We start from the raw sequence: 12451 nt of genomic DNA, 5'->3' as shown, positions 1-12451 counted from the left end.
TCTTACCTCCACATCAACTCCCCAACAACATCCTTATCCCCCTGTAACTGCCCGGCCAGGGTAGCATAATTGGCATCTTTATAAACGCCCGCAGCCTGCGACAACAGCGGATACAAATTGTCCTTATTGTACTCGCCAATTTGCTGGTATGTCCAGGTTTTTTGACCAAGCGCATAAGGCAGCAGCCAGTCCAGTGCAGTGCGGATGCCTGCTCCCTGTGGGTTTTTATACTGCCACAAATTAACGCCCGCATGTTGAGCTACGGTAGCCGCTCTGAACCAGGCTGTAAGGTTAAACGTACTGTAGCCGAGTCCGTTGGTGCGGTCCAGTTCCAGCTGCATTTTACCGGCAGCATCAATCTGTGAGTCCATTCTTTTTTTACATTCTTCTGCCAGTTCTTTTGCCTTGGCGGTATTGCCCGTAAATAAAGCGAAGTCGATCGCCTGTGCGTAGAACCAGGTGCCGTGGTTATTTTTGGCAGCATGCTCTTCATTTCCATTCTTGCTGGTCAGCATCCAGTTCAGGTATTGCGTATACCACTCGTGTATTGATTGGTTGTCTTTATCTGTAAATGATTTCGATCCCTTTAAAAGGTTGACCGCATCGGCAATGCCGGTTAATGAAATGGTTTCAATAATGCCAATGCCTCTGCCATTGGTAATACCGGGGATGGCCTGGGCAAAGTTGAGGTTGGGATTCATTTTAGTAGCCTCATTTAAAAACCAGTGCTGCAATAAGGCGCTGGCTTTAGCGGCGTATTTTTCATCACCGGTTAAATACCAGGCGAGTGATAGCGTTCTGCAGGCATTATCAAGCTCACCCAGCTTGCGATGGTCTGTTATTTTATTGATCTCAGGATTGCGTACTCCATCTCTTCTCATGTAAGGCTGCCCATTGGGTTTGGTGCTGTCGTACCAGAAATAAGGCGCCTGGCTCATATAATCGTGTTTGTCGCCACTGGTTGGTGTAAAAGCTTTATCCATTACCGAAACCGGTTTCATCTTCAATAGCTCATCGGCCTGTTTCCGCAATGCGGTAACCAGTTGTAGCGTAGGCGCATCTTTCTGTTCTGTTTTCTTCTTTATTGTTACCAGTTTGGTGGCATCCATTAAAAGCACCTCCGGTGTTTGTGCTGCGGAAATGACAATAAAGAATAGGAGGCTGCAAAGTGTTGATACTATTTTTTTCATATGGTGACTATTCAGCGGTTATTTCAAATATATTACTTGTTAATGGCACTACTTTACCTGGTGTAAGGTTCAACCCAATCGTCATCAGGTATTCGCCGGTGAACACTTTATCATTATCAGGATTGGTGGCCTTGGTGCCGGGAAACAGGTTGGTTTCGCGGAACCGGTAGTTCTTTTTAGGATCGAGGCCCTGCAATTGCACTTTGGTGAAAAGGTCTTTGCGGCGGGTGGTTAAGTTATAATTGAACAAAACGGCTTTACTTTTTTGATCGTTCACATATAGGAGAACGGAGCGGTTTTCTTCATAAGGTGAAATAAGGCGGTACAAATCGCCATACCAGATTACATCACTAAGTTGCTTATAGTTTTTTACCGCCTCCTGGCTAAACTGTAGTTCCTGCGGTGTCATTTCATTCACGCGAATATCGTAACCAAGTTTGGCCGACATGGCCACATCAGTCCGGAATTTAAGTGATTGTCCTTTCCCCATGCTGGTTATATGCGCCGCAATGGTATTGGCCGGAAAGAAATAAGAGTAGCCCCATTGAATAAACACACGTTCTAAACCGTCGGTATTGTCGCTTGGCCAGAACTCCGTGAAATATTTGAGCGCGCCGTAATCGGTTCGGCCGCCACCACCGGAACAAAGCATAATGGGCAGGTGCGGATATTTGGCGCGGATGCGGTCAAGCACTTTATAAAAGCTGCGGGTGTATTCAATAAATAAATGTGACTGGTTTTCTTTCAGGTAGGGTGAGTAGGTGTTTGACATAGGCCGGTTGCAATCCCACTTGATATATGCAACACCCGGGTTTTTCGTAAGCATGCTGTCTACAATCCCGAAAACAAAATTCTGTACGGCAGGGTTGGTTAAATCGAGCACCAGTTGATTGCGCGACAGGTTCTCTGCGCGGTTGGGCAGTCTTAAGATCCAGTCGGGATGTTTTTGATACAGTTCACTTTTAGGATTTACCATTTCGGGTTCCAGCCAGATCCCGAATTTAATTCCCTTCTTATCTGCTTCGCTCACCAGGTGGCCAATGCCATGCGGCAGTTTGGTTTTATTTTCCTGCCAGTCGCCCAGGCCGGCTTTGTCATCGTTACGGGGAAATGCATTGCCAAACCAACCATCATCCAACAGGAACATATCAACGCCCAGTTGTTTGGCGCCATCGAACAGTTCAACCAGTTTATCTTCATTGAAGTTAAAATAAGTGGCTTCCCAGTTATTTAATAAAGTAAGACGTGGGCCATTGCCATCCAGCACGCCATAGTTGCGCGCCCAGCGATGCAGGTTTCGACTGGCCTGGCCCTTACCCTGGTTGCTATAGGTGAAAATAAAATCGGGCGTCGTGAACAGTTCACCGGGTTTCAACGTGTAATCAGATGCATAGGGATTAATACCCGGCCGCACCCGCAACTGATTCCGTTGATCTACTTCAAAGGTGAATTGAAAATTGCCCGTCCAGCCCAGCGTACCGGCAATCAGCTCGCCGCTGGTTTCGGTGGAGGGATTATTCAGCGATAGAAAGAAAGTGGGCGTTTGATAAAAGTCGGCACGCGCACCCAGTTTGCTTTCGATATTCTTTACTCCATTGGTCAATTGTTCATCAACCATTTGCGCTTCACGGGCCCATTCGCCATGAAACTGGGTTAACCAGTAATTGTCGGCATTAAAGTGCAACATGGTGGAGGCGTAATGTGTAAGCCGCACCGGTTTTTTTTCATGGTGTTGAATGGTGGCACTGGCGGTAATAACATCTTCATTAAAATAAGCTGTGTATTGCAACACCACTTCCACCGGGTAAACCGAATCTTTTAATATAATACGGGTAGTGGTTACATTACCCTGTTGGTTGGCAGTATGCGAAGCATAGGTTAATTCAAGCGAGGGATTGCCATCGGCATGCACCAGACGGATGGCAGGTTCAAACAGGTTTTCCATCCCGGCGGTCAGGTATGCTTCCTGTCCGCCCGTTAATGTCGAATACTCCGTATTGGCTAATCGTGCTCCCAGGTAGCTTTGATACACCCGGTGATTTTTGCCAATGGTAAAAACCAGGCTGGTATTTTTTGTTTGAATAACGATAGGTGAGGTGGGTTGGGAAAGGGCTGTAATTACAAGCAGATTGAATAACCACAACAAAGTATACTTCATAATGCCTGGGTGATTTACCAACAAAGATGCAAAAAAACATAAAGGTGAATCACCCACCGGTTGGTGTTTGATTCACCTTAATTGTTATAATTAATACTTTTGGGATCACTTCTCCTCCCCCTGCTGGGGGAGGCCGGGAGGGGGCTTAGTCTTTTTCTTCTTCCAACGCATCGTTGTCGGGACCGCCCAGGCTGTAATAATCATTTTCTTCATCGTCCTCGGTTTTCTTAGGATCATCTTCTCTTTCCTCGGGAACATCCAGGTCGTCGCCACTGCTCACTTCACTAACCGAGGCTTCATTCAACGGATCCCCGTCAAAATCGGTATTGTCCAGTCCTTGCTTATCAATGAATTCATCTTCGTTCATATCCTGATCCTGGTCAGGATCGCCCAGCATTTCCAGGTCTTCTTCCGTTACATCGGCTTCGGTACCCATCACGATCTTTACATCTTCATCATCCTCTGCATTAAAGATATCTCTTCCTGCCTTAACACCTTCCTCATCATCGGAGGAGGCGGTAGTATCTTTCATGGCGCCGGGTACGCCGGCGTTTACAATACCTTCCTGTCCGGGAATATCCGATACATCAGGTATTTCAATATATGAATCATCCTGCGTAAGCTGTTGTTTTCTTCTTTGACTGTCGGAACCATCCTTTGGCGGAGTTTGTTCCTGGCTGGATGAAGTATCGTTCAGCTCTTCGTCAACGGGTTTTGTTTTGGGAGTTTTTGTTTTTGCCATAACTGGTGTTTTATAGAAATGCATAAAAAATTATGCCCGGAAAAATGGACGCATAACTGTCAGGAAACCGCAATCAGTGTTGAAATTACTCCGCATCACAGTTTTTTATTACGTACAGCTGTCTGATTAAGATAAGATTAAAGCGTCTGCTGAAAGATTATCATGTTAATATAGCTTATCATATTGTCAATTTAGCAAAATTCAGCAACGGCTTTACTTCCGTACTTGCGAGTAGTTTCACTATTTAAACTCTATTGTATAAACCGACTACATTTCACCCGCCTTCGACCAGCGGTGTGACATGTAAAAAATTCTAACTGCTGTATGGAAAAGAACGCGTTTCCTTTCCGGCGTTTTATTGCCCTGTCACGCCGGGTATTCATTCTCCTCCTGACTTTTATTGGTTGTTTATCATCCACATTTGCACAAAACACTACCGTTCGGGGAACGGTAAAAGATGCCAATGGAAAAGGATTAGGTGCGATTACTGTAACCGTAAAAGGAACCAGTGTGGGCACCAGCACCAATAACGAAGGCAAATTCAGTCTTATGGTGCCCGGACCAAAATCAGTATTGGTGTTTTCTTCAGTTGGCTACACCACCAAAGAAATAACGGTGGGTTCGCAAACTGATCTTACCGTTTCATTGGCTGCGGGAAATAACTCCATGGATGAAGTGGTTGTTATTGGCTACGGCACCCAGCGAAAGAAAGACGTTACCGGCGCCATTTCATCTGTAAGCGCCAAACAAATTGAAGAGCGCCAGGCGGTAGATGTGCTGGATGCCATGCAAGGGCAGGCGCCTGGTTTACAAATTGCCCAGGAATCGGGCCGGCCCGGGGCAGGTAACTCGGTACGCATTCGCGGTATTGGTACTTTACAGGGTGGTGCAGATCCGCTGTATATTGTAGATGGTGCACAAGGGGTGAATATCGATGGCATCAACCCCAACGATATTGAATCCATTGAAATTTTAAAAGATGCAGCCTCGGCAGCCATTTATGGTTCCCGCTCGGCCAATGGAGTAGTGATCATCACTACTAAAAAAGGTAAAGAAGGAAAGCCTACGCTGGATGTGCGTTATCTGACCAGCTTAAGCCAGTTATCGCATAAAATACCACAGGCCAATGCGGCCGAACGCCGGTTGCTGGACCTGAAACGTGGCAACTCCGGTGGCTTGAATACCGACTCGTTGAACCCCTCGTTCAATGCAGATAACGATCACCAGGACATGCTAACCAGAACGGCCAATCGCCAGCAGGTAGATATAAGCCTGGGCGGCGCGTCGCAAAATCTGAACTATTACGGAAGCATTGGCTATTTGAAAGATGAAGGTATTATCATCAACAGCTGGGCCAAGGTGCTGCGTGGCCGGTTCAATATAGATTACAAAGCAACGCCTAAGTTAACGTATGGCAACCGCATCCAGTTCAGTTACCAAACCGAGAACCGGATCAACGAAGGCAATACGCTGAACCAGGCAATACAGCGCCCGCCTAATTTCCGCATCTATTTTGCCGATGGAACCCTGGCCGGTCAGATCGGTGGCCGAAGAAACCCGGTAGCGGAAGCGTTGTTACGGAAAAACGAATACCAGATCCCTGACGGAAACTTTTATAATTATATCAGTTACCAGTTTCTGCCTTCTTTAAAACTGACCGTAGATGCGAATGTAAAAGCCACGTACACGCACAACCTGCAGTTTGCCCCGAAATTATTGAGCAATACCGGTAACGACAATGATGGCAGTGACGAACAGAAATGGCAAACGTACTGGATGACGCAGGCGTACCTGAACTTTAATAAAACCCTGGGTGGCGATCATACTTTAACCGGTGTATTAGGGGTAAGTGCCGACCGTAATTTCACCCGTGATATGGAGGTGGGGGGAACGACCTATGTTACCGAAGCCGTTACTACCCAGAACTCGCCACAGGTATATACCATTCCCACCAACAGTGAACAACGATATACATCGGTTTCGGGTTTTGGCCGTATAGGTTATAGCTATAAAGGAAAATATCTGTTCAACAGTAATTTCAGGGCAGATGCCTCCTCGAAGTTTGGTAAAGACAACCGCTGGGGCTACTTCCCCTCTATTTCGGCGGGCTGGCGTTTTAGTGAAGAGCCATTTATGCAATGGGCTTATAAATACCTGGCTGATGGTAAGATCCGCGCCAGCTGGGGTGTAACCGGTAACGACAGGATCGGCGAATACGATGCCATCAGAACCTACACCTTCGGTAGTAACTGGTACAATGGTATTTCAGGTGTGGCGCCTAATTCAACTTTTGGTAATCCCGCATTAAGCTGGGAAGAAACAAAACAATTCAACATAGGTGTAGACCTCTCGTTCCTGCGTGGCCGTTTAACCTTTACAGCCGATTATTATAATAAGATAACCGATAAACTACTGTACCAGGCGCCGTTGACGTATGAAACGGGTTTTGAAGAAGTGAACGTAAATGTGGGTTCCATCCAGAACAAAGGTTTTGAATTTATTATCAATGGCTCGCCGGTAAAGAATAATAATTTCTCCTGGAACGTGATCTATAACATGTCGTTCAATAACGCCACTATTAAAAGTCTGTATGGCAATGTGCCTATCGTTGGTGGTAACTGGATTACCCGGGAAGGCCAGCGTTTAGGTGATTTCTTTGGCTGGCAGGCGCTGGGAGTGTATCAATATGATGAATCGAATGCCTATACCGAAAATTGGGAACAATTGATACCGGTAATGGACGGTGGGGTGTTCAGCGGCTATGCCCTCAATGGCAAAGCTTACAATGGCCAGGTGAACAAATTAAAAACACAGGGCAATGTGTTGAAAGGCGGCGATATGATCTGGGCGAACAATAACAGGGACAGTGTGATAGACGATGCGGACAGGGTTCCTCTTGGCAATGCCCAGCCCAAATGGATAGCAGGCTTATCAAACCAGTTTACGTATAAAAATTTCAGCCTGTCGTTCAACGTATATGTTAGCTGGGGCGGGTTATTGTACGACCGTGGCCGTCAGCAGTTGAATACAAATGCCACGAGCAACGTAACGCCCGATCCGGAATACATCAACAACTCCTGGTGGCATCCCGGCGATCTTACCAAATGGCCGGTGGCAAAAAACAATGGGATGGGTAATGCACGGGAATTAAGCAGCCTGTACCTGGAAGATGCCTCGTTCATTCGCCTGCGTAATGTGCGCCTTTCGTATGCATTGCCAAAGAATTTCATGTCCAAAGCAAAGATGAAGGGAGCTACGGTGTATTTGTATGGCAATAACCTGCTTACCTGGACCAATTACTACTGGTACGATCCGGAAGTGGCTTTCTCCAAAGCGCTCGAAATGGGGCAGGACAATGGCCGCTATCCGCGGAAAAGAGAATTTGGCGCCGGTATTAACCTGAATTTTTAAAACGTACAAGCAATGAAAAAACTCATTTATTATATAGCAGTACTGGGCTTGTTTGCCAGTGCAGGATGTAAAAAATTTCTGAACCAGGAACCGATCTCTGATGTTGGTCCGGAAAGCTTTTGGAAATCGCCCGACGATGCAAAAACCGGCGTGGCCGCCATTTATGATGGCATTCAGAAAACACTGAACGGCAATTATACCGACTGGGGCGATGCCCGCTCAGATAACTTTACGTATGGAGGTACGGGTGAAAACCAGATCAACGTAACATTGAATGGATTGAATTCGCTGACCGGCGCCGCCAACTGGAGCAATTTGTATTTTACCATCGGGCGCGCCAACCTGGCCATAAAGTACATTCCCAATATTCCATTAACGGCCACCTTTACCGAGCTGGTGCGAAACAATTACCTGGCGCAGGCCTATGCCATCCGGGCGTACATGTATTTTTATGCTATCCGCCTGTGGGGGGGTGTGCCGGTTCGCCTGGAACCTTATGAAAACCTGAACGAAGATCCGCGGGCGCCCAGATCATCTGCAGACTCTATCCTGAATAATATCATCATCCCTGATATGGTGAAAGCGTATAGTTTGGTTGATAAAACAAGCAGCACTGTGTGGGAAATGAATGCCGGTGCTATCCTTGCCCTGCAAACAGATGTGTATATGTGGAAAAAGGATTATAATAAAGCGCTGGATGCTTCGCAGAATTTCATCAACCTGGCATTCAAATATGATGTGTCTGCCACTAATTCTACCGACTGGAAAAAGATCTTTATCGATCCGGCCAGTACAAAAGAGGCCGTGTGGAGCCTGCACTGGGATACCCGCGATGGCGGTAATGGCATTTCTAAAATAGGGTCAGGTGGTAATACCTCCAACTATTATATCGACAGTTCGGTTTTCCTGCGTTTTGAAAGTAACAAAAGCGATATCCGCCGTTCAGTTACATACGACACTGCGCTGGTGAGCGCCGGTACAAGGATTATCCAGATCGGTAAGTTCTACCCTGTGAACAGTTCCAACAAAGTAGTATATCCTATCAATGCCCAGAACGATGCGAAGTTGACCTTATACCGTTCGGCGGATGTGCTGTTAATGCGTGCAGAAGCGCTGAATAAAACAAGCGCCAATAAAACACCAGTATTTACCATTGTTAACCGCATTCGTACGCTCAGGGGAATAACTCCCTTGTTGCCTGCCGATTATCCAACCGACCTGGATGTAGAGACCGCCGTGCTGAATGAACGCCAGTTAGAGCTTTTTGCAGAAGGAAAACGCTGGTTCGACCTGGTGAGAACAGACCGGGTGCTTTCTACAATGGACCCGATGATCCGGTACCGTCAGCGATTACTGAACATCAGTGAAACCGGGTTCAATGATCCGCGGAAAATACTCTGGCCAATTTCCCGCCAGGCATTGACCCGGAATATCCTGATCCGCCAGAACGAACCCTATTCTGAATAAACTTTCCTGTATTATTAAAAGTGATTACAATGAAATATCAACCTATATATATAATTCTGTTTATTGGTATCCTGCTGGCAGTAACCAGTTGTAAAAAACTTGCTGGTCTCGGTCTGCAGCAGAACTCAGATCACGTAACCAGTGTGCTCGATCCGCACATCAACAAAACTGCCTGGCAGTATTTAAAGGAGCGCAGCATCGGCAACCAGCCCGATACCATTTTTAAACGCATGTACGATGCCATCATTTATTCGGGCATCGATACCAATGAATACATTCAACCGGGCCGGACATTTCTTTTCCTGCACAACGATGCGGTGTTCAGATCTGCCCAGGCAACAGCTACAGATTGTTATTGGGGCCGGTATAAAGTAAATAATGCAGTAGCCAAAAGCTGGTCGCAATACACACCCCAGCAGGTAAAAAACTGGTTATTGTATTTAATTGTAAAAGATCAATACAGTTATGATAACCTGGGTTCAGAAAATGTGGAGGTAAATACGCTGTTGCCGGAAGGTGCAGATGCCGTTAATCCCAGAAGCATTATGACAATAAAACTTTCGAACGACCGGGATTCAAAAGTGCGGTTAAATGATTTCATCAACAGCGTTCGGGTTACCGTTGGCCGTACGTCGGGCATCCTGAGTGATAACGGCCCAATACACGTAATGGACAGGGTAGTGGAATATGGGGTAAAGTAAGCGTACAATAAATCAGTGTGTTTTAGAATTTGCAATTCTGGCCCTGGACTCCCCGGAGTTCAGGGCCGGAATTTTTAAGTTTTAATTAAATAGATGCAACCCGGAAACGATTGCGTACAATCTGAAAAGAATAGCAATGTTCCTACTTAACTTTCGCCGTAAACTTATTCTCCTTTTATCTCGCCTCCTCTCCCGACAAGTCGGGAAGGCCGGGAGGGGGGCCTGGGAGCGGGGAGTCGGAAAAGGATCTTAAACTGTAAGGAATAATAATGCAAAGACTAAATTGGTTGTTTTTATTGCTGATCGTCAATTTATCAGCCCGTGCCCAGCAATCGACCCGGTTAACCGGTAATTGGGAATTTTTAAAACAGGATGTAGGCGGCATTTGGGAAATCGTGCGGCCGGTAGGCAAAGGAAATCCTGAAAGCGTGCCCTTATGGCAGCCCGTGCAATTGCCGCATTGTGTAAATGCCGAAGATGCAGTTGACCCGGATGTAAATTATTACCAGGGACCCGCCTGGTACAGGACCCAGCTTGAAATTAATAATCCATACGGCAATGGCCGTACCCTGCTTTTTTTTGAAGGTGCAGGCCAGAAAACAGATGTATATATATACACGACCAAAGTAGGGTCGCATACCGGTGGCTATGACGAATGGTCGGTAGATTTGACCGATGCCATAGCCGCCTTTAAAAAAACGGCTGTTTTTCAAAGCCAGTTCAAGGGAAAAATTCCCATTTCAATAAGAACCGATAATTCAAGGGACCTGGAAATGATCCCCTCCAATTTGTCGGATTTTAACGTTTATGGCGGAATTTACCGCTATCTGAACCTCGTATACACCCCATCAGTAGCCATAGATAAATTATTTGCAAAAGCAGAGACTGACAAAACTGGAAAATCAGGAAGTGTAAGTGTTGTCGCGAGGTTTTCAACTCCTCTCCGCCAGTTGGCGGAGGAGGCCGGGAGGGGGCCGTCTGTTCTTGTAAAATTGATTGACCCCACTGGCAAACCCGTTCAGCAAAAAGAAGTCCCGCTTACTACCTTAACCGGCGATTGCCACCTGGCAGATTTTGCGCTGAAGACCCCACAATTATGGTCGCCGCAAAAACCAGTGTTGTATACAGTAGAAGCAACCGTAACCACAGCCGAAGGCAGTTTTGTTCAAAAAGAAAAAATAGGTTTCCGCAATTTCGAGTTCGTAGATCACGGGCCATTTATGCTGAATGGCCAGCGACTGTTATTACGCGGTACACACCGGCATGAAGATCATGCCGGCGTAGCAGCCGCCATGACGGAGGAGATGATGCGCCAGGAAATGATTATGATGAAAGAGATGGGCGTAAACTTTATTCGCCTGGGTCATTATCAGCAATCACGCATTATTTTAAACCTGTGCGATAGTTTAGGCATCCTGGTTTGGGAAGAAATTCCCTGGTGCCGCGGTGGCCTTGGCGGACCTGTTTACAAAGATCAGGCGCGCCGCATGCTCACCCATATGATCGAGCAGCATTACAACCATCCGGCCGTCATCATCTGGGGAATGGGCAATGAGAACGACTGGCCTGGTGACCAGCCTGAGTTTGATAAAGAACAGATCAGGACTTTTATGAAAGAGTTGAACGACCTGTCGCATCGCCTGGATGCGTCCCGTAAAACAGCCATTCGCCGTTGCGATTTTTGTAAAGATATCGTTGATGTATACTCTCCCTCCATTTGGGCAGGCTGGTACCGTGGTTTGTTTACCGAATACAAACAGGCTACCGAAGAGGAGTTTAAAAAAGTAAATCACTTTCTGCATGTGGAATGGGGTGGCGACAGCCATGCCGGCCGGCACTCAGAAAATCCCGATAAAGCATTGCAAACCGTAAGAACCGGCAGTGGCGCCGATGAGCGGGCTGGTGATGCGAGTTTGTATGGTGGCGCTGCGCGTGTATCGAAAGATGGCGACTGGAGCGAAACGTATCTCTGCAACCTGGTTGACTGGCATTTGAAAGAACAGGAAACCATGCCCTGGTTAACAGGTTCGGCCCAATGGCCTTTCAAGGATTTTTCAACACCCGTTCGGCCCGATAACCCGGTTCCATATATGAACCAGAAAGGCGTGGTGGAACGCGATCTTACAAAAAAAGAAGCCTACTACGTATTCCAATCTTATTGGACCACCCTGCCCATGGCGCATATTTACGGTCATAGCTGGCCGGTACGCTGGGGAAATGAGGAGGAGGAGAAAATGATAAAAGTATACTCCAATTGCGCCGAAGCAGAATTGTTTGTAAATGGGAAGAGTTACGGAGTTAAAAAACGTAACAGCCAGGATTTCCCTGCAGCCGGGTTGCGTTGGAATGTGCCCTTAAAAGAAGGCGCCCAGGAAGTAAAGGTGATTGGCCGTACTGGTAAAACCGAAGTAAGAGATTCTATCAAATTTCAATATCAAACCGAGAAATGGGGCAAACCAGCAGGTTTATTACTGGAAAAGCTCAGCGAAGCCAACGGCATTGCAACCATGCAGGTAAAACTGCTGGACAATAAAGGCGTGCTTTGTTTGGATGCAGCCAATTGGGTGCGGTTTAGTTTGGCCGGCGATGGCAAACTGATCGATAACCAGGGCACCCCCGGGGGATCAAGACTGGTGCAGGTGTACAATGGCCGAGCTATTATTCGCGTGCAAACCAATGGCGGCAAATCGGTACTTGGCGTAAAAAGCGAAGGATTAAAAACGGCATTCAAAGACCTGTAGGGTGGACAGCAGAAATTTAATAAGTCGGGGTGTTGAGTCCA

General features: G+C 46.8%; 7 protein-coding genes. 4 read left to right on the top strand and 3 right to left on the bottom strand.

Going from position 1 to position 12451, the window contains the following annotated elements:
• Positions 1–2: 2 nt before the first annotated feature.
• The 3 genes from NIAKO_RS26445 to NIAKO_RS26435 form a co-directional block, all read right to left on the bottom strand.
• Complete coding sequence (locus NIAKO_RS26445) at positions 3–1190, bottom strand: alginate lyase family protein (RefSeq protein WP_014221528.1); 1188 nt, start codon at positions 1188–1190, stop codon at positions 3–5.
• 7 nt (positions 1191–1197) lie between these two features.
• Positions 1198–3348, bottom strand: coding sequence for an alpha-galactosidase (locus tag NIAKO_RS26440; protein WP_014221527.1), 2151 nt, complete (start codon positions 3346–3348; stop codon positions 1198–1200).
• Positions 3349–3493: 145 nt separating this feature from the next.
• The gene (locus NIAKO_RS26435; protein ID WP_014221526.1) at positions 3494–4090 is read right to left on the bottom strand and encodes a hypothetical protein; all 597 of its coding nucleotides are present in this window, start codon (positions 4088–4090) and stop codon (positions 3494–3496) included.
• Between the two features lie 324 nt (positions 4091–4414).
• On the opposite strand from NIAKO_RS26435, the gene NIAKO_RS26430 reads away from it, so the two are divergent.
• From NIAKO_RS26430 to NIAKO_RS26415, 4 genes are all read left to right on the top strand, one after another.
• Positions 4415–7501, top strand: a complete 3087-nt coding sequence (locus tag NIAKO_RS26430; RefSeq protein WP_014221525.1) for a SusC/RagA family TonB-linked outer membrane protein — start codon at positions 4415–4417, stop codon at positions 7499–7501.
• A 12-nt stretch (positions 7502–7513) separates the two neighbouring features.
• The gene (locus NIAKO_RS26425) at positions 7514–8968 is read left to right on the top strand and encodes a RagB/SusD family nutrient uptake outer membrane protein (RefSeq protein ID WP_014221524.1); all 1455 of its coding nucleotides are present in this window, start codon (positions 7514–7516) and stop codon (positions 8966–8968) included.
• Positions 8969–8997: 29 nt separating this feature from the next.
• Entirely contained in the window at positions 8998–9669 is a 672-nt protein-coding gene (locus NIAKO_RS26420) for a fasciclin domain-containing protein (protein ID WP_014221523.1), read from the top strand.
• A gap of 269 nt (positions 9670–9938) precedes the next feature.
• Complete coding sequence (locus NIAKO_RS26415) at positions 9939–12410, top strand: glycoside hydrolase family 2 TIM barrel-domain containing protein (protein WP_014221522.1); 2472 nt, start codon at positions 9939–9941, stop codon at positions 12408–12410.
• The last annotated feature ends 41 nt before the right edge of the window (positions 12411–12451 follow it).

It is taken from the genome of Niastella koreensis GR20-10 (assembly GCF_000246855.1).
Lineage (GTDB): Bacteria > Bacteroidota > Bacteroidia > Chitinophagales > Chitinophagaceae > Niastella > Niastella koreensis.
Note: the sequence above shows the minus strand (reverse complement) of the source record. Positions and strands in the feature narration are given on the sequence as shown.